Below are 18290 nucleotides of genomic sequence, written 5' to 3'. Positions count from 1 at the left end.
AGCAATAAGAGAATGTGTATTCACTTATATTGATTATGTCACAAGGATTCAGGATGAAACTAAATAAAGTCATGGCTGTAATGGTCATCAGCTCAGCACTGGTGCTTTCTGGTTGTAGCGCAATGGGGACAGCAATTAAAAAGCGCAATCTGGATGTGAAAACACAGATGAGCGAAACAATCTGGCTGGAACCGTCAAATAATAAGACCGTTTATCTGCAAATCAAAAATACCTCTGATAAAGACATGAGCGGGCTCCAGTCGAAAATCACCAGTGCCGTCACAGCAAAAGGCTACCAGGTCGTCACTAATCCCGATACCGCGGGTTACTGGATTCAGGCAAATGTGCTGAAGGCCGATAAAATGGACCTGCGTGAAACCCAGGGCTGGCTAAGCCGCGGTTATGAAGGCGCAGCTACAGCGGCTGCGCTGGGGGCAGGGATCACCGCCTACAATTCCAGTTCAGCCGGCGCGACCCTCGGTGTCGGCCTGGCCGCAGGACTGGTAGGCATGGCGGCTGATGCGATGGTGGAAGACGTGAACTACACGATGATCACCGATGTTCAGATCTCCGAACGGGCCAAAACCCAGGTACAGACGGATAATGTCGCGGTATTACGCCAGGGTACCTCCGGTGCGAAAGTGCAAACCAGCACCGAAACCGGTAATCAGCATAAATACCAGACGCGCGTTGTCTCCAGTGCGAACAAAGTTAATCTCAAGTTCCCGGAAGCACAGCCTGTTCTGGAAGACCAGCTGGCTAAATCTATCGCGAATATTCTGTAAGTTTGCCACCTCACGGCCCGGGTATACCGGGCCAGACTGACATCGCCTCCCTGGCCTGTCAGGTTAATTCGACATTTAATCAGCTTATTCCTCCTCAGAACGGTGAGCAGTTGCACAATTTATTTGTGCATCTGTGAGGCGTTGCCGACCGTGGTCGGAACATTCCTTCGCTTTTGTATTTAAGGTCAAGAATTATGAGCTTTAATGCTAAGGACATGACTCAAGGCGGTCAGATTGCCAATATGCGCTTTCGCATGTTTGGCCAGATTGCCAATATTATATTCTATGTGCTTTTTATTATTTTCTGGGTGTTGTGCGGGTTGATACTGATGTACCGGCTCAGCTGGCAAACTTTCGTTAACGGCTGCGTCTACTGGTGGTGTACGACACTGGCGCCCATGCGCGATATTATTCGCTCCCAGCCGGTCTATACGATTAACTATTATGGGAAGTCGCTGGAATATAATTCGGAGCAAATCCTTGCCGATAAATATACCATCTGGTGCGGTGAGCAGCTCTGGACCAGCTTCGTTTGTGCCGCCATCGTGTCGTTGACCGTCTGTATTGTGACGTTCTTTGTCGCCAGCTGGGTACTGGGCCGCCAGGGGAAACAGCAAAGCGAAGATGAGAATACCGGAGGGCGCCAGCTTTCCGATAAACCAAAAGAAGTGGCCCGCCAGATGAAACGCGATGGGGTGGCCTCCGATATTAAAATTGGCGACCTGCCTATTCTGAAAAACTCCGAAATCCAGAACTTCTGTCTTCACGGTACGGTCGGCTCAGGCAAATCCGAAGTCATCCGCCGGCTGCTGAATTACGTACGTGCACGCGGTGATATGGCCATTATTTACGACCGCTCCTGTGAGTTCGTCAAAAGCTATTACGACCCGTCACTGGATAAAATTCTTAACCCACTGGATTCCCGCTGTGCAGCCTGGGATATATGGCGCGAATGCCTGACACTACCGGATTTTGATAACGTCTCTAATACACTTATTCCGATGGGCACTAAAGAGGACCCGTTCTGGCAGGGCTCCGGCCGCACCATATTTTCCGAAGGTGCGTACCTGATGCGCGAGGATAAAGACCGTAGCTACGAAAAGCTGGTTGATACCATGCTGTCCATCAAAATAGACAAACTGCGCGCGTACCTGAAAAACACGCCGGCCGCTAACCTGGTGGAGGAAAAGATTGAGAAAACGGCTATCTCCATTCGCGCCGTACTGACCAACTACGTCAAAGCCATTCGCTATCTGCAGGGGATCGAGAAAAACGGTGAGCCGTTCACTATCCGTGACTGGATGCGGGGCGTACGTGAGGACCAGCCCAACGGCTGGCTGTTTATCTCTTCCAACGCTGACACGCATGCGTCACTGAAGCCGGTTATCTCAATGTGGTTGTCTATCGCTATCCGCGGCCTGCTGGGGATGGGGGAGAACCGTAACCGGCGCGTGTGGATTTTTGCGGATGAGCTCCCCACGCTGCACAAGCTGCCGGACCTGGTCGAGATCCTGCCGGAAGCGCGTAAGTTCGGCGGCTGTTATGTGTTTGGTATCCAGTCTTATGCCCAGCTTGAAGATATTTACGGGGTGAAGCCCGCGGCGACGCTGTTCGACGTGATGAACACCCGTGCCTTTTTCCGCTCCCCAAGTAAAGAGATTGCTGAGTTTGCCGCCGGCGAAATCGGTGAGAAAGAAATCCTCAAGGCCAGCGAGCAGTACTCTTACGGTGCAGACCCGGTACGTGACGGCGTGTCGACCGGCAAGGAAAAAGAGCGGGAAACGCTGGTCAGTTACTCCGACATCCAGACGCTGCCTGACCTGTCCTGCTATGTCACCTTGCCGGGCCCGTATCCGGCGGTGAAGCTGGCTCTGAAATACAAATCCCGGCCGAAAATTGCCGAGGGATTTATTCTCCGTAACCTCGATACGCGGACGGACGCCAGACTGGATACCCTGCTGGAAGCTCGCGAAGCTGAAAGCAGTCATGCCCGGATGCTGTTTACGCCGGACGAAGCGACAGGGATGCCTGAAGGGGGAGAAACGGCGACGGATACTTCTGGTGCACCGGCGGAGGTTGCTCCGATCAAAGCGTCTCCTGCGGCGGAGAAGCAACCGGCTCAAAGTGTTCCTGTTAAGGCTCCGTCTGCATCCCAGCCTGTATCACCCGAACGCCACGTCACAACCGTCCCGCTTACTGTGACCCGACCGGCGGCGGCGACAACCGGCGCAGCGGCAGCGGCATCCACTTCCGGTGCGACTGCTGTGCCTGCGGGTGGGACGGAACAGGCACTGGAGCAACAGCCCGCAGAACAGGGTCAGAATATGCTGCCAGCCGGGGTGAATGATGCGGGTGAAATTGAAGACATGGATGCGTATGACGCCTGGCTGGCGACTGAGCAAACACAGCGTGATATGCAGCGACGCGAAGAGGTCAATATCAATCACAGCCGCAGCGAGCATGACGATATTGAGGTGGGAGGGAACTTCTGATGATGTCGATTGGTTCGGTAAAGTCCGCGGGGAGCGCCGGCAATTACTATACAGACAAGGATAACTATTACGTTATCGGGAGCATGGATGAGCGCTGGCAGGGAAAGGGGGCGGAGGCGCTGGGGCTGGACGGGAAGGTGGATAAGCAGGTATTCACGGACCTGCTGAAAGGAAAGTTGCCGGACGGCAGCGACCTGACCCGGATGCAGGATGGCGTGAACAAACACCGGCCAGGTTACGATCTGACCTTCTCCGCCCCCAAAAGCGTGTCTGTCATGGCCATGATCGGCGGGGATAAGCGCCTGATTGATGCCCACAATCAGGCCGTTACCGAAGCCGTAAAACAGATTGAAACGCTGGCTGCGACCCGGGTCATGACGGACGGAAAAAGTGAAACCGTGCTGACCGGTAACCTCATTGTGGCGAAATTCAACCACGATACGAACCGTAATCAGGAGCCCCAGTTGCATACCCATGCCGTGGTGATCAATGCCACGCAGAACGGGGATAAATGGCAGTCGCTGGGGACCGACACGGTCGGTAAAACCGGCTTCATTGAGAACGTGTATGCCAACCAGCTCGCTTTCGGAAAAATATACCGTGAAGTGCTGAAACCCCTGGTGGAAAAGCTCGGGTATGAAACCGAAGTCGTAGGCAAGCACGGCATGTGGGAAATGAAAGAGGTGCCGGTCGAGCCTTTTTCCACCCGCACCCAAGAGGTCAGGGAAGCAGCAGGGCCCGATGCGTCCCTGAAATCCCGGGATGTCGCCGCGCTCGATACCCGTAAATCCAAAGAAACCCTCGACCCGGCAGAGAAGATGGTCGAGTGGGTGAACACCCTCAAAGAAACCGGGTTCGACATGCGCGGTTACCGCGAGGATGCCGATAAGCGCGCGACAGAAATCGCCAGTGCGCCCGTCAGCCCGGTGAAAACGGACGCCCCTGATATCAGCGACGTGGTCACGAAAGCCATTGCCGGGCTCAGCGACCGGAAGGTGCAGTTCACCTATGCTGACCTGCTGGCCCGTACGGTCAGCCAGCTGGAAGCCAAACCCGGCGTGTTTGAGCAGGCGAGGACGGGTATCGATGCGGCGATTGAACGTGAGCAGCTGATCCCGCTCGACCGGGAGAAAGGCCTGTTCACCTCAAACATCCATGTCCTGGATGAATTGTCCGTTAAAGCGCTGAGCCAGGAGGTTCAGCGCCAGAATCATGTCTCCGTCACGCCGGATACCTCTGTTGTGCGTCAGTCGCCTTTCAGCGATGCCGTCAGTGTGCTGGCTCAGGACCTGCCGACAATGGGGATTGTCTCCGGCCAGGGCGGCGCGGCTGGCCAGCGTGAGCGGGTAGCTGAGTTAACCCTGATGGCACGGGAGCAAGGGCGGGACGTGCACATTGTTGCTGCTGACAACCGTTCGCGTGAGTTTCTGTCTGCGGATGCGCGTCTGGCGGGAGAAACGGTGACCGGGAAATCTGCCCTGCAGGACGGAACCGCGTTTATCCCGGGCGGGACGCTCATCGTGGACCAGGCGGAGAAGCTGAGCCTGAAAGAGACTATTTCTATGCTGGATGGCGCCATGCGGCATAACGTGCAGGTCCTGCTCTCCGACAGCGGGAAGCGCAGCGGCACCGGCAGCGCGCTGACGGTGCTGAAAGAGAGCGGGGTGAATACGTATCGCTGGCAGGGCGGAAAGCAGGCGACGGCGGACATCATCAGTGAGCCGGACAAAGGCGCACGTTACAGCCGCCTGGCGCAGGAGTTTTCCGTCAGCGTACGCGAAGGGCAGGAAAGCGTGGCGCAAATCAGCGGGACGCGTGAGCAGGGCGTACTCAACGGCATCATCCGCGACACCCTGAAAAACGAGGGCGTGCTGGGGACGAAGGAGATGGCCGTCACCGCCCTGACCCCGGTCTGGCTGGACAGTAAAAGCCGCGGCGTGCGGGACTATTACCGGGAAGGAATGGTGGTGGAGCGGTGGGACCCGAACGCCCGGAAGCATGACCGCTTTGTGATCGATCGGGTGACCGCCAGCAGCAATATGCTGACGCTCAGGGACAAAGAGGGGGAACGTCTGGATATGAAGGTTTCTGCCGTCGACAGCCAGTGGACGCTGTTTCGGGCCGATAAGCTACCGGTAGCGGAAGGTGAACGTCTGGCGGTGCTGGGGAAAATTCCTGAGACGCGGTTGAAAGGGGGCGAGGGTGTCACGGTACTGAAAGCGGAGGCCGGGCATCTGACAGTGCAGCGCCCCGGGCAGAAAACCACCCAGACCCTGGCTGTGGGCGCCGGACCGTTCGACGGTATCAAGGTCGGGCACGGTTGGGTGGAAAGCCCCGGCAGGTCGGTCAGCGAGACGGCGACCGTCTTTGCCTCGGTGACGCAGCGAGAGCTGGATAATGCCACGCTGAACCAGCTGGCGCAGAGCGGAAGCCATATCCGGCTTTACTCCGCACAGGATGCGGACCGCACTACAGAGAAGCTGGCGCGTCATACCGCCTTCAGCGTGGTCTCAGAGCAGCTGAAGGCCCGTTCCGGCGAGACAGAACTGGATGCGGCCATTGCGCAGCAAAAAGCAGGCCTTCACTCCCCGGCAGAACAGGCCATTCACCTTTCCATTCCCTTACTGGAAAGCAACAACCTGACCTTCACGCGTCCGCAGCTGCTGTCCACAGCAATGGAATTCGACGGGGGAGGTAAGGTCCCGATGGCGGATATTGACCGGTCCATTCAGGCGCAGATTAAGGCCGGCAGTCTGCTGAGTGTGCCGGTGGCGCCCGGTCACGGCAACGACCTGCTGATTTCCCGCCAGACCTGGGACGCAGAAAAGAGTGTGCTGACCCGGGTACTCGAAGGGAAAGCGGCGATGCAGCCGCTGATGGACCGCGTGCCGGCCAGCCTGATGACGGACCTGACCTCCGGACAACGTGCGGCGACCCGCATGATCCTGGAGACCTCTGACCGCTTCACGGTCGTTCAGGGCTATGCCGGGGTGGGGAAAACGACCCAGTTCCGGGCGGTGACGGGCGCCATCGACCTTCTGCCGGAAGAGACCCGCCCGCGCGTTATCGGTCTCGGTCCGACACACCGTGCGGTCGGGGAAATGCAGAGCGCCGGCGTGGATGCGCAGACCACCGCCTCGTTCCTGCACGACACGCAGCTCCTGCAGCGTAATGGCCAGACACCGGATTTCAGCAACACCCTGTTCCTGCTCGACGAGAGCTCGATGGTGGGGCTGGCCGACACGGCAAAAGCCCTGTCGCTGATAGCCGCCGGCGGCGGCCGGGCCGTTCTGAGCGGGGACACCGACCAGTTGCAGTCCATTGCACCCGGCCAGCCATTCAGACTGATGCAGCAGCGCAGCGCCGCGGATGTGGCCATCATGAAAGAAATCGTGCGCCAGGTACCGGAACTGCGACCGGCGGTCTACAGCCTCATTGACCGCGACGTGAACAGCGCGCTGGCAACAATTGAGCAGGTCACGCCGGAGCAAGTGCCGAGAAAAGAAGGCGCCTGGGCGCCGGGCAGTTCTGTGGTGGAATTCACGCGGGCACAGGAGAAGGCGATTCAGGAGGCACTGAAGAAAGGCGAAAGCGTGCCGGCAGGTCAGCCCGCGACGCTCTACGAGGCTCTGGTGAAGGACTACGCTGGTCGCACCCCGGAGGCACAGTCGCAGACGCTGGTGATCACCCATCTGAATAAGGACCGGCGGGCGCTGAACGGTCTGATCCATGACGCTCGGCGGGAGAACGGGGAAACCGGCAAAGAGGAAATCACCCTGCCGGTGCTGGTCACGAGTAACATCCGTGACGGTGAACTGCGCAGACTGTCGACCTGGACGGCTCACAAGGAGGCGGTGGCGCTGGTTGATAACGTATACCACCGTATCAGCAAAGTGGATAAGGATAATCAGCTGATCACCCTGACAGACAGTGAAGGAAAGGAGCGATTTATCTCACCCCGGGAGGCATCGGCAGAAGGCGTGACGCTCTATCGCCGGGAAGATATCACCGTGTCTGAGGGGGACCGAATGCGCTTCAGCAAAAGTGACCCGGAGCGCGGCTATGTGGCCAACAGCGTGTGGGAGGTAAAATCCGTCTCAGGTGACAGTGTCACGTTGTCGGACGGCAAAACCTCCCGGACACTGAACCCGAAGGCCGACGAGGCGCAACGCCATATTGATCTGGCGTATGCCATTACCGCTCACGGGGCCCAGGGGGCCAGTGAACCGTTTGCCATCGCGCTGGAGGGCGTGGCGGAGGGCCGAAAAGCGATGGCCAGCTTCGAATCCGCCTATGTCGGGTTATCGCGTATGAAACAGCATGTTCAGGTCTATACCGACAGCCGGGAGGGCTGGATAAAAGCAATTAATGCCTCGCCCTCGAAAGCGACGGCGCACGATATTCTTGCGCCGCGTAATGACCGGGCGGTACACACTGCGGAGCAGCTGTTCAGCCGTGCGCGACCGATGAATGAAACCGCGGCAGGCCGCGCGGCGCTGCAGCAGTCCGGCCTTGCGAAGGGGATATCGCCCGGAAAATTCATTTCGCCCGGAAAACAGTATCCGCAGCCCCACGTGGCGCTGCCGGTGTATGACAAGAACGGGAAAGAAGCCGGGATCTGGCTCAGTTCGCTGACGGACAGCGACGGCCGCCTGCAGGTGATGGGGGGCGAGGGACGGGTGATGGGCAATGAAGATGCCCGCTTTGTGGCGCTGCAGGGGAGCCGGAACGGCGAGAGCCTGCTGGCCGGGAATATGGGAGAGGGCGTCAGGGTCGCCCGCGATAACCCTGACAGCGGCGTGGTAGTGCGCCTTGCTGGCGATGACCGCCCCTGGAATCCGGGCGCCATCACCGGCGGACGCGTCTGGGCAGATCCGATACCGGTAGTTTCACCGGAGGCGGCAGGAACTGACATTCCGCTTCCGCCAGAAGTGCTGGCACAGCGGGCCGCGGAAGAGGCGCAGCGTCAGAATATGGAGAAACAGGCGGAACAGACTGCCCGGGAAGTGGCCGGGGACGGGCGTAAAGCCGGCGAATCTGAAGACCGGGTAAAAGAGGTCATCGGAGACGTCATTCGCGGTCTGGAGCGCGAAAAACCGGGTGAAGAGAAGATGACCCTGCCCGACGATCCACAGACCCGGAAACAGGAAGCGGCCGTTCAGCAGGTGGCTCAGGAGAGCCTTCAGCGGGAGCGCCTGCAGCAGATGGAGCGCGATATGGTTCGTGATCTCAATCGTGAGAAAACGCTCGGGGGCGACTGACGCGCCTGCGGCTTGTCTGCCCCGGCATCCTTCCCGATTAAAAATCGGGCACCCTGCCGGGGCGCGATGTAAGGGATAAAAAGGACATAAAGATGACAACACATGTAATGCGCCTCAGTGCCGCTGACCGCTGGCTGCAGGCACTCCTGACCTGGACGCCCGGGCAGACGGATATGATTAAAACGGTGGCCCTGGTCCTGATGGTCACCGACCATGCAGGCTTATTGCTGGCCCACAATAACGAGATCATGCGCCTGCTGGGGCGGGGATGTTTTCCGCTGTTCGGTCTGGTGTGGGGGGTGAACCTGGCGCGGCACGGCCAAATTCGCCAGTCGCAGCTGAACAGTCTGTGGGGCTGGGCGTTGGTCGCCCAGGTGTCTTTTATGCTGATTGGATATCCGTGGTACACGGGGAATATTCTGTTTGCCTTTGCGGTGACCGGCCAGGCCCTGCGGTGGTTCAGCCAGCCTTCCCGGCAATATGTTCTGCTGGCCATGACACTCCTGGCGGCGTGGATACCGCTGTCATCCGGCAGCTACGGTGCGGCCGGGGTGGGCATGCTTATCGCCGGCTGGTTTCTCTGTCGGGCAGAACGTGCTACGGAACGGCTGGGATACGGCGTGCTGTGGGCCATCATGGTGTTATTGATGAACCCGAACGACGTGAGTGAGTCGGTGGCCGGGTTGACCATTGCGCTGCTGGCATTGATGGTGTGTTCATCTGCCGGGGAACGTGTGAAACGTTTCTGGCCACGTCATTTCTTCGTGATGTTCTATGCCGTGCATCTGGCGGTGCTGGGTATCGTTGTCTCGATGTAAAAAAGCCCGGACATCAGTCCGGGCAGCAATTGCGCAGACATCTAATATTAGGATAAACGGGGCCTACGCCCTGAAAGGATGCGCTTTTGACCGTGTTCACGTATCTTATAGTCTGGTTCCTGTCAGATAAAAAACCTTGTTATGACTGAAGAAAAACGCCCTGTACTGAGTCTGAAAAGAAAGCCGGCAGCGGATACCGCGGCGACCGGGACCCCTGAGACGCCCGTAGTGGTACGGCGTAAAAAAGTGGTGGTGGTCACGACGCCTCCGGCCTGGAAGGTAAAGAAGGAGAAGCTGGAGCGGGCCAAAAAGGCTGACGAAGCCGCAGCACGTGAATCTGCGCCGGTGGTCAATGCGGTAAAGCCACCGCCTCCGGTCCGATATCTGCGCCTGCTGCCGCCGGAACAGGCCATCATGACTTTGAAGGCGTTCTGGCCACAGTTGTTCGACGGTAATGTGCCACGTCTGCTGGCGACGGGGATGCGTGATCATCTGTTTGCGGACATTACGCAACGCAACCTCCCGCTGTCGCATAAACAGGTGATTAAGTGCCTGAAAAGCCTGACGCGTTCAGAAGAGTATCTTTCCCTGATGCAGGCTGGCGCTCCCCGGTATGACCTGCAGGGAAATATTGTGGCGACCGTGACGCCAGAAGAAGAAAACTATGCCCGTGAACGGAGAGTGCGCCAGAGCCGCCTGAGTGCCCGAATACAGAGTCAGACGCTTTAATTCATTCTCTGCCACAAATAAATTTATCTGTAAATGCTGCTGCTAAAGAATTTAACCTCTTTAGCAGTCGGGCATTCTTTTATCTACACTGAAACTTTTAAAGGAATAAAAATGAAACGTAAAATATATTTGCTGCTTCCATTTATTTTCGCCACCTTTGTTAATAACAGCGTTGCTCAAGAGCCTGAGACAGAAAAGACTTTCTCCGTCATCCAGGAAAAAAGAATCGGAGAAATAGCGGCCGATTATTTGCGTGCTCATCCTGAAATACTGATTCAGATGAGCGAGAAACTTCAGCAGGAGCAGGAGGAAAAACAAAGCCGGGGGCTGACATCCGCTGCGCTGGCGCAGCAGGCGAAAATACTGGGCGATAAAACTATCCCGTCCTGGGGGCCTGCGGACGGGGATGTGATGGTGGTCGAATTCTTCGACTATCAGTGCATCTGGTGCAGCCGGTTTGCACCCGAGCTGGAGAAGGTCATAAAGAACAACACGAAGGTGCGCTATTTCTTTATGGAATGGCCGGTTTTCGGCAGTCGGTGGCCAGCGTCACTGCTGGCAGCGAAAACAGGTCTGCAGGTCTGGAAAGAGCAAGGAGCGGAGGCCTATCTTAAATATCACAATGGTCTGTACGGGACAGGCCTGAATGAAGGGAAGCTGACGAAGGGAGATATTGAAAAGACATCGGGGGGAATTTCATTTCAACCGCAGACCATTGAAGAGATTAACACCACGCTGAAGAATATTAATGATATTGCCACGGAGACAGGATTAACCGGAACACCCGGAATTATTGTGCTGCCGGTAAAAGGCGCGACGGCTGAAAACATCACAGTATTTACCGGAATGACCGAAGCAGAGAATATTCAGTCTGCAATCAATAAATCCCGTCATTAATATTTTATTAATCCAGTTTATTTTTAAAGGACTGAGTTTATGTTCCGATATTTTACCCTGCGCACTGAACAGCAATTATTCTGTTATTTGTACGGGGGCGCGCTGGCGCTCTTTCTGACACTCTTATACCCGTCTTTTCCCGCATGGGCAGGCCCCCTTCTGGTGATGCTGCCGGTTGCGCTGTTCTGGGCCGGTCTGGCGCTGTACACCCGTCATACCGACCAAATGAGAACGCTGGAGGTTTCACCGCTGGTCTGTATCCGTGATGGTGTTCAGGTGGTGGCCATGCTGCCGCACCACGAGAAAGCCCGGCTGGAATGGGAAATTCTCCAGGACGGTGAGGTGTATCAGGGGTCTGAGGTCCAACCATGCGAAAAACCACGTTAAGAAAGCAACCTTCTGAAAAGGCGACGTTTATCAGTTTTTTTTCCGGCCATAAAGGGGGCGGAAATTATTCCCTGCACGGGTATTCGCAAGGATTTCGGTAGTGCTCTGGCTCTGCCCCCCATAACCTGGCGGACAGAGCATGATTGGGAAAGCGGTACCCTCACGGCAGAAACGATTGACGCAGGCTATATTTCTATTATTCTGGAAATATAGATAAAGGAGGTATTATGGATTTAAACACTGCTGCAAACGCACTTCGAGAACTGGGCCACCCGACACGTCTCAGCATATACCGGGAGCTGGTCAGGGCGGGTCATGAAGGCCTGCCGGTTGGCGAACTGCAGAAGCACCTTGAGATTCCTGCCTCCACGCTCAGCCATCATCTTTCAGCGCTGATATCCGCTGGACTCATAAGCCAGGAACGGCAGAGTCGTACCCTGTTCTGCAGGCCCTGCTATGCGCAGCTTGAGCAATTGATGGCCTTTCTGACAGAAGAATGCTGCGCAGGCGGCAGCTGCAGTCTGTCACCCGCAAAGACTCCCGAAGAGACCCCATTGTGAACAACCTGACTGATGCCCTGAAAAATATCGATCCGGCCCTCCTGGACGCGCCGCTGACGGAAGATAAGCTGAAGGCCAGAGAGATAACGCATCCGCCCCGCATCCTGATGCTCTACGGCTCGCTGCGGGCGCGCTCTTACAGCCGGCTGACAACGGAAGAAGGTGCCCGGCTGCTGACGGCCATGGGCGCGGAGGTGAAAATTTTCAACCCGTCCGGCCTGCCACTGCCCGATGATGCGCCGGAGACGCACCCGAAAGTGGCTGAGCTGCGGGAGCTGGTTCTCTGGTCGGAAGGCATGGTCTGGTGCTCTCCGGAGCGTCACGGGGCCATGACCGGCATCATGAAGGCCCAGATTGACTGGATACCGCTGACGTCAGGCGCGGTCCGCCCGTCACAGGGAAAAACCCTGGCCGTCATGCAGGTCAGCGGCGGCTCACAGTCGTTCAACGCTGTAAATCAGATGCGTATTCTTGGACGCTGGATGCGGATGATCACCATCCCGAATCAGTCATCCGTGGCAAAAGCCTGGGCCGAGTTTGATGAGGATGGCCGCATGAAGCCTTCTTCGTATTATGACCGCATAGTGGACGTCATGGAGGAACTGATGAAGTTCACCCTGCTGACGCGCGGTCGCAGTGATTATCTCACCGACCGCTACAGCGAAAGGAAAGAGAGTGCCGCGCAGCTTTCTGAGCGGGTCAACCAGCGCAGCATATAAAAAAGCCGGCAGATGCCGGCTTTTTCCACACTGTTATGCCCGCAGCCTGGTAAAAAATCAGTGGCTGACGCGGTTCCCGTGCTCATCAATGGGGTCGTCTCAGAAAACGGAAAATAAAGCACGCTAAGCCGGTTGCAGCGGCCGTAGCGGCCTGAACTTGCCCGCGCCGATCTTGGCGCTGCTGCGCCAGAGGTAATCGCCGGTCAGGTTGATGTGCTCCCAGCCGAGCGGCGACAGGTACTGCAACAGGCCGTCATCGACGGCTTGACCGTGGCCACGCAAGGCGTTCGCGGCCCGCTCCAGATAGACCGTGTTCCATAGCACGATGGCCGCCGTCACCAGGTTGAGGCCGCTGGCCCGGTAGCGCTGCTGCTCGAAGCTGCGGTCGCGGATTTCCCCCAGGCGGTTGAAGAACACGGCGCGGGCCAGCGCGTTGCGCGCCTCGCCTTTGTTCAGCCCGGCATGCACGCGGCGGCGCAGCTCGACGCTTTGCAGCCAGTCCAGGATGAACAGTGTGCGCTCGATGCGTCCCAGCTCACGCAGGGCGACGGCCAGGCCGTTCTGGCGCGGGTAGCTGCCAAGCTTCCTGAGCATCAGCGAGGCCGTCGCCGTGCCCTGCTTGATCGAGGTGGCCATCCGCAGGATTTCATCCCAATGGGCGCGGACGTGCTTGATGTTGAGCGTGCCGCCGATCATCGGTTTCAACGCCTCGTAGGTGGCATCGCCCTTCGGGATGTAGAGCTTGGTGTCGCCCAGGTCACGAATGCGCGGGGCGAAGCGGAAGCCCAGCAGGTGCATCAACGCGAAGACGTGGTCCGTGAACCCTGCCGTGTCGGTGTAGTGCTCCTCGATCCGCAGGTCGGATTCGTGATACAGCAGGCCGTCGAGCACGTAGGTCGAGTCGCGCACGCCGACGTTCACGACCTTGGTGTGGAACGGCGCGTACTGGTCGGAGATATGGGTGTAGAACGTCCGCCCTGGGCTGCTGCCGTATTTCGGATTGATGTGGCCGGTGCTCTCGGCCTTGCTGCCGGTGCGGAAGTTCTGGCCGTCCGACGATGACGTGGTGCCGTCGCCCCAATGCTCGGCGAAGGGATGTCGGAACTGCGCGTTGACCAGCTCGGCCAGTGCCGCCCCGTAGGTTTCGTCGCGGATGTGCCAGGCTTGCAGCCAGGCCAGCTTGGCGTAGGTCGTGCCGGGGCACGATTCCGCCATCTTGGTCAGGCCCAGGTTGATCGCGTCGGCGAGGATCGTGGTCAGCAACAGGTTTTTGTCCTTGGCCAGGTCGCCTGACTTCAGGTGGGCGAAGTGCCGGGTGAAGCCCGTCCATTCGTCTACCTCCAGCAGCAATTCGGTGATCTTGACGTGCGGTAGGATCATCGCCGTCTGGTCGATCAGGGCCTGTGCGGTATCGGGCACCGCCGCATCGAGCGGCGTGATCTTCAGGCCCGACTCCGTGATGATGGCGTCCGGCAGCTCGTTGGCCAGCGCCATGCGGTTGACGGTGGCGAGCTGCGTTTCCAGCAGCGTCAGCCGGTCATGCAGGTACTGGTCGCAATCGGTGGCCACGGCCAGCGGCAATTCGCTGGCCTGCTTGAGGCTGGCGAATTTCGCGGGCGGCACCAGGTAGTCCTCGAAGTCCTTGAACTGGCGCGAGCCTTGCACCCAGATGTCGCCGGAGCGCAGCGCGTTCTTCAGCTCCGACAGCGCGCACAGTTCGTAGTAGCGCCGGTCGATGCCGGTGTCGGTCATCACCAGCTTCTGCCAGCGCGGCTTGATGAACTCGGTCGGCGCGTCGGTGGGCACCTTGCGGGCGTTGTCGCTGTTCATGCTGCGCAGCACCTCGATGGCGTCGAGTACGTCCTTGGCGGCGGGCGCGGCCCGCAACTTGAGCACGTCGAGAAATTCCGGCGCGTAGCGGCGCAGCGTGGCGTAGCTCTCGCCGATGCGGTGCAGGAAATCGAAGTCCTCGGGTTGCGCGAGCCGCTGCGCTTCGGTGACGCTCTCGGCGAAAGCATCCCAGGACATGACGGCCTCGATGGCGGCGAACGGATCGCGGCCCGCTTGCTTGGCCTCGATCAGCGCCTGGCCGATGCGCCCGAACAGCCGCACCTTGGCATTGATCGCCTTGCCGGATGCCTGGAACTGCTGCTGATGCTTGTTCTTGGCGGCATTGAACAGCTTGCCCAGGATGCGGTCATGCAGGTCGATGATTTCGTCGGTGACGGTGGCCATGCCCTCGATGGCGAGCGCCACCAGGGTCGCGTAACGCCGCTGCGGCTCGAACTTCGCCAGGTCGGCGGGCGTCATCTGGCCGCCCTCGCGGGCGATCTTGAGCAGCCGGTTCTGGTGAACCAGCCGCTCGATGCCGGAGGGCAGGTCGAGCGCCTGCCACGCCTTGAGGCGTTCGATGTGTTCCAGCATGTGCCGCGAGTTCGGTTTGACCGGGGATTGCCGCAGCCAGGCCAGCCACGTCGTCTTGCCGTTGTCGCGGCGCTTGAGCAGATCGTCGAGGCGACGGCGATGCACGTCCGTCAGCGGCTCAGCCAAGGCGTCGTAGAGACGCCGGTTGGCGCGGGTAATCGCTTCGGCGCTCGCCCGCTCGACGGCGTTGAGGGCGGGCACAATGACCGACTGCCGCCGCAGGTGCTCGATCAAGGCTCTGGCCAGCACGATGCCCTTGTCGGTTTGCATGGCCAGCTCGGTCAGCAACTGGACAGCCTGCCGGTAGTGGCCAATCGTGAACGGCTGGAAGCCGAACACCGTTTGCAGCTCGACCAGGTGCTCGCGTCGGGTCTGCTCACGCTGCCCGTACTCGTCCCAGCTTTCGATGCCGACCTTGAGCTGGTTGGCGACCAGTCTCAGCAATGGCGGGAACGGTGGCTCATCAGCGCCAAGGATGACGCCGGGAAAGCGCAGGTAGCAGAGCTGCACCGCGAAGCCCAGCCGATTGGCCGGGCCGCGCCGCTGCCGGATGATGGAGAGGTCGCTTTCGCTGAACGTGTAGTGACGGATCAACTCATCCTTGGTGTCCGGCAACGCCAGCAGGCTTTCGCGCTCGGCGGCGGAGAGGATCGAACGGCGGGGCATGCGGTTTCCTTCTTCTTGAAAACGTAGGTTTGTGACAAGCCCGCCAAGGCAACCGGCGCGGCACGGGAATCAAGGCATTGCGATTCTCGAAAATAGTTCTTGAAATTCTATTCTTGATTGCATATCATCTCAACGAGTTTCGATAAGAAAGGATGCGCATGCGACCGTCTGTTGTGCTTGACATGAAGCGAAGCGCAGTGCGTGAAGCGGTAGGCCGCTTTCGCGCCGCGAACCCGCGCGTCTTCGGCTCGGTGCTGCATGGCACCGACCGGGATGGCAGCGACCTCGACCTGTTGGTCGATGCGCTGCCCGGTGCCACGTTGTTGGACTTGGGCGATTTGGAAGAAGAACTGAAATCGCTGCTCGGCGTTGACGTCGATCTGCTGACTCCCGGCGACCTGCCGCCGAAGTTCCGGGCCAAGGTGCTCGCGGAGGCGCAACCGATATGAGCGAGAACCGCCTGCCCGATTACCTCGACCACATTCAGCAGGCCGCAACCGATGCGCGCAGCTTCGTGGAAGGGATGGCCAAGGACGACTTCTTGGCCGACAAGCGCACCCAGCAGGCCGTCATCATGAGCCTGATCGTCATCGGCGAGGCGGCCACAAAGGTGATGGATGGCTACGTCGAGTTCACCCAGGCGCATGCCGACGTGCCGTGGCGCAGCATGCGCAATATGCGTAATCGCATGGCTCACGGCTATTTCGACATCAACCTCGATGTGGTGTGGGAGACGGTACAGGAATGGCTGCCGGCGTTGCTCCAGCAATTGCCCGCCGTGCGTCAGGATGCCGACGATGAAGACCGTAACGACAACTGTGAAAGAGGAATCTCCGATGACTGTTGAATCGAGAATATTTTCTGTAGCCGAGTATGTTCAGCCGTCCGAAGGCGAGCCTATTCGTTCCGTTGTGCTTGAAACCCGAGACTCAATTATCGTGGTTTGGCATGTCCATCCCGGGCAGGAAATTGCGGCTCACATTCATCCTCACGGCCAAGACACGTGGACTGTTTTGTCGGGAATGGCTGATTACTTTCAGGGCAATGGGATTGTTCGTGCCCTCAGGGAAGGTGAGATAGCCGTGGCAAGACCGGGCCAAGTGCACGGGGCGCGAAATACAGGTACCGAGCCATTTGTGTTAGTCTCGGTTGTGGCATCAGCCAATGCCGGTTTCGTATTGGCTGAGCGATAGAGCCCAATCTCTGGAGTTGGTCCAATGAGCGGTCGGGGAGATAGGTAACAGACATGCAGCGGACACGGCTGCTAAACCAGGTCGCAAACCTCCTTGCGTCGCAGCGTGCCGCAAGCGACGCGATCAATCGAATGGGGTCGGCATGAGACTGAACACCATCCAGTTCCCGACCGCGTAGCCGCCTGTCCTGCCGATCAGGTCTTGACCATCGACGCCTGGGATCAGTCCTGAATGTTCTTGGAGACCACTACGTTATGAGCCGCAGCCGCCGCAAAACACCCATCGTCGGGCACACGACCTGCGGCAGCGAGCGCGAGGACAAGAAGCTCTGGCATCAGCGCTGGCGCACCCGTGAGCGCACGGCGCTGACCAGCGCGTCGCCCGAAGCCCTGAGCGCCCATCTGCCCCTGCTGGAAAACCAGGCCAGCAGCGTCTGGTCGATGGGCAAGGATGGCCGCTCCTACTGGCCCGTCAAGCGCCAGGCCGCCACGGCGGATCGCATCGCCAATCACAAGGGACGCAACCCGCAAGAACGCGCCTCCCTGAAAAAGCGCCTGCTGCGCAAGTGGATGAGCAAATGAAGCTCTCCTTCCATCAGCACATTGCGCTGTTCTGGATGATCGGTGCTCCGGGCGTCTTCGCGCCCGTGATCGAGAACGCCAAGCGGCCCGATGCCGGCGCCGTCATGGCGTGGGGTGTCGCGATCGTGGCGGTGATGATCCTCTTCACCCCTTTGCTGCTGCGCTGTCCACCATTCCGGCGCTGGTATGGCCGGACGGATGCGCTGTCGGAGCGGCAGCGCCAGGCGCTTGCCGAGCGCGGCCTGCGCCGCTACTACCAGACCGCTTTCGATGACGGCTACGTGCCCCGCGTGATGCCCTACGTGTGGCGCATCATCTGGACGGTCGGCGGGTTGATGGCTGTGACCGCCGTACTGCCTACCAACACCGGACGGCCAGCCTTCGATGCCTTGGTGGTCTTCTCGACCTGGTATCCGATAGGCGTGATGCTGCTGGTTTTCGCGTCGAGGCCCCTTGGCCGGTTGATTCGCCAAAGAGCACAGGAGCGGCGGAAATGAGCACGTCAACCATCGAGGCGCTGGCCAGCGCCTGGGCAAGGATTGCCGAGGAAGCGGAATTCCCCGCTGACTACGAGGGGACTGCCACACCACAAGCGCATCGGGCTAGCGAAGCTATTCAGGAGCAGATTCGGGAGCGCATCGTCGCCACCAACGACATGCGGCTGTTCAGCCTGCTGCACCTGCTGGGTCAGGCGTCGCTGCGCATGGAGCAAGCGCTGTGGCCGGAGGATTACGAGCGGATGACGCGCGAGGTTGAGGAAGCCCTGCGGCAAGCCACC

The 18290-nt window shown here is 58.9% G+C and carries 15 protein-coding genes and 1 pseudogene; 15 read left to right on the top strand and 1 reads right to left on the bottom strand.

Features of this window, described 5'->3' with window-relative positions:
• Nucleotides 1–53 precede the first annotated feature (53 nt).
• From traT to arsH, 9 genes and pseudogenes are all read left to right on the top strand, one after another.
• Nucleotides 54–785, top strand: a complete 732-nt coding sequence (gene traT / locus KOSB73_RS23745; RefSeq protein WP_032744047.1) for a conjugal transfer complement resistance protein TraT — start codon at nucleotides 54–56, stop codon at nucleotides 783–785.
• A gap of 194 nt (nucleotides 786–979) precedes the next feature.
• A complete protein-coding gene (traD, locus tag KOSB73_RS23740) occupies nucleotides 980–3277 on the top strand; it encodes a type IV conjugative transfer system coupling protein TraD (RefSeq protein ID WP_032744044.1) in 2298 nt (765 codons plus the stop codon).
• On the top strand, nucleotides 3277–8538 hold the full coding sequence (traI, locus tag KOSB73_RS23735) for a conjugative transfer relaxase/helicase TraI (protein ID WP_032744041.1): 5262 nt from the start codon (nucleotides 3277–3279) through the stop codon (nucleotides 8536–8538). The genes traD and traI overlap by 1 nt, the downstream gene beginning before the upstream one ends.
• Nucleotides 8539–8630: 92 nt before the next feature.
• The gene (gene traX, locus KOSB73_RS23730; RefSeq protein WP_032700803.1) at nucleotides 8631–9356 is read left to right on the top strand and encodes a type-F conjugative transfer system pilin acetylase TraX; all 726 of its coding nucleotides are present in this window, start codon (nucleotides 8631–8633) and stop codon (nucleotides 9354–9356) included.
• Nucleotides 9357–9497: 141 nt separating this feature from the next.
• Nucleotides 9498–10085: a fertility inhibition protein FinO gene (locus KOSB73_RS23725; protein WP_032716672.1), complete on the top strand. Its 588-nt coding sequence runs from the start codon at nucleotides 9498–9500 to the stop codon at nucleotides 10083–10085.
• Nucleotides 10086–10196: 111 nt separating this feature from the next.
• The gene (locus KOSB73_RS23720) at nucleotides 10197–10982 is read left to right on the top strand and encodes a DsbA family protein (protein WP_032700801.1); all 786 of its coding nucleotides are present in this window, start codon (nucleotides 10197–10199) and stop codon (nucleotides 10980–10982) included.
• 39 nt (nucleotides 10983–11021) lie between these two features.
• Nucleotides 11022–11357: pseudogene (locus tag KOSB73_RS23715) on the top strand (hypothetical protein); the annotation flags it as partial.
• A 239-nt stretch (nucleotides 11358–11596) separates the two neighbouring features.
• The gene (locus tag KOSB73_RS23710) at nucleotides 11597–11929 is read left to right on the top strand and encodes an ArsR/SmtB family transcription factor (RefSeq protein WP_001549890.1); all 333 of its coding nucleotides are present in this window, start codon (nucleotides 11597–11599) and stop codon (nucleotides 11927–11929) included.
• A 5-nt stretch (nucleotides 11930–11934) separates the two neighbouring features.
• A complete protein-coding gene (arsH, locus tag KOSB73_RS23705; protein ID WP_025801347.1) occupies nucleotides 11935–12648 on the top strand; it encodes an arsenical resistance protein ArsH in 714 nt (237 codons plus the stop codon).
• 123 nt (nucleotides 12649–12771) lie between these two features.
• Here the strand turns inward: arsH and KOSB73_RS23700 are convergent, their stop codons facing one another.
• A complete protein-coding gene (locus tag KOSB73_RS23700; RefSeq protein ID WP_003100881.1) occupies nucleotides 12772–15738 on the bottom strand; it encodes a Tn3-like element ISPa38 family transposase in 2967 nt (988 codons plus the stop codon).
• Between the two features lie 158 nt (nucleotides 15739–15896).
• Here KOSB73_RS23700 and KOSB73_RS23695 point away from each other — a divergent pair, with 158 nt between their 5' ends.
• The 6 genes from KOSB73_RS23695 to KOSB73_RS23670 form a co-directional block, all read left to right on the top strand.
• The gene (locus KOSB73_RS23695) at nucleotides 15897–16187 is read left to right on the top strand and encodes a nucleotidyltransferase family protein (protein ID WP_001247892.1); all 291 of its coding nucleotides are present in this window, start codon (nucleotides 15897–15899) and stop codon (nucleotides 16185–16187) included.
• Nucleotides 16184–16585, top strand: coding sequence for a HepT-like ribonuclease domain-containing protein (locus KOSB73_RS23690; RefSeq protein WP_001293886.1), 402 nt, complete (start codon nucleotides 16184–16186; stop codon nucleotides 16583–16585). The genes KOSB73_RS23695 and KOSB73_RS23690 overlap by 4 nt, the downstream gene beginning before the upstream one ends.
• Nucleotides 16575–16931, top strand: coding sequence for a cupin domain-containing protein (locus tag KOSB73_RS23685; RefSeq protein WP_000215515.1), 357 nt, complete (start codon nucleotides 16575–16577; stop codon nucleotides 16929–16931). The genes KOSB73_RS23690 and KOSB73_RS23685 overlap by 11 nt, the downstream gene beginning before the upstream one ends.
• Before the next feature lie 254 nt (nucleotides 16932–17185).
• Entirely contained in the window at nucleotides 17186–17512 is a 327-nt protein-coding gene (locus KOSB73_RS23680) for a hypothetical protein (protein ID WP_003100858.1), read from the top strand.
• Nucleotides 17509–18009 (top strand): hypothetical protein, encoded by a 501-nt coding sequence (locus tag KOSB73_RS23675; protein ID WP_003100856.1) that lies wholly within the window; start codon nucleotides 17509–17511, stop codon nucleotides 18007–18009. The genes KOSB73_RS23680 and KOSB73_RS23675 overlap by 4 nt, the downstream gene beginning before the upstream one ends.
• On the top strand, nucleotides 18006–18290 hold a 285-nt coding region (locus KOSB73_RS23670; RefSeq protein WP_098141088.1), incomplete at its 3' end, for a hypothetical protein. The genes KOSB73_RS23675 and KOSB73_RS23670, both read left to right, overlap by 4 nt.

Origin of the sequence: Klebsiella grimontii, from assembly GCF_900200035.1 — a bacterium.
Classification (GTDB): domain Bacteria; phylum Pseudomonadota; class Gammaproteobacteria; order Enterobacterales; family Enterobacteriaceae; genus Klebsiella; species Klebsiella grimontii.
Note: the sequence above shows the minus strand (reverse complement) of the source record. Positions and strands in the feature narration are given on the sequence as shown.

Bases quoted from the DNA above. Each gene is read 5' to 3' on its own strand.
- traT (WP_032744047.1), top strand. From the start codon at position 54: ATGAAACTAAATAAAGTCATGGCTGTAATGGTCATCAGCTCAGCACTG.
- traD (WP_032744044.1), top strand. From the start codon at position 980: ATGAGCTTTAATGCTAAGGACATGACTCAAGGCGGTCAGATTGCCAAT.
- traI (WP_032744041.1), top strand. From the start codon at position 3,277: ATGATGTCGATTGGTTCGGTAAAGTCCGCGGGGAGCGCCGGCAATTAC.
- traX (WP_032700803.1), top strand. From the start codon at position 8,631: ATGACAACACATGTAATGCGCCTCAGTGCCGCTGACCGCTGGCTGCAG.
- KOSB73_RS23725 (WP_032716672.1), top strand. From the start codon at position 9,498: ATGACTGAAGAAAAACGCCCTGTACTGAGTCTGAAAAGAAAGCCGGCA.
- KOSB73_RS23720 (WP_032700801.1), top strand. From the start codon at position 10,197: ATGAAACGTAAAATATATTTGCTGCTTCCATTTATTTTCGCCACCTTT.
- KOSB73_RS23710 (WP_001549890.1), top strand. From the start codon at position 11,597: ATGGATTTAAACACTGCTGCAAACGCACTTCGAGAACTGGGCCACCCG.
- KOSB73_RS23700 (WP_003100881.1), bottom strand. From the start codon at position 15,738: ATGCCCCGCCGTTCGATCCTCTCCGCCGCCGAGCGCGAAAGCCTGCTG.
- KOSB73_RS23695 (WP_001247892.1), top strand. From the start codon at position 15,897: ATGCGACCGTCTGTTGTGCTTGACATGAAGCGAAGCGCAGTGCGTGAA.
- KOSB73_RS23690 (WP_001293886.1), top strand. From the start codon at position 16,184: ATGAGCGAGAACCGCCTGCCCGATTACCTCGACCACATTCAGCAGGCC.
- KOSB73_RS23685 (WP_000215515.1), top strand. From the start codon at position 16,575: ATGACTGTTGAATCGAGAATATTTTCTGTAGCCGAGTATGTTCAGCCG.
- KOSB73_RS23680 (WP_003100858.1), top strand. From the start codon at position 17,186: ATGAGCCGCAGCCGCCGCAAAACACCCATCGTCGGGCACACGACCTGC.
- KOSB73_RS23675 (WP_003100856.1), top strand. From the start codon at position 17,509: ATGAAGCTCTCCTTCCATCAGCACATTGCGCTGTTCTGGATGATCGGT.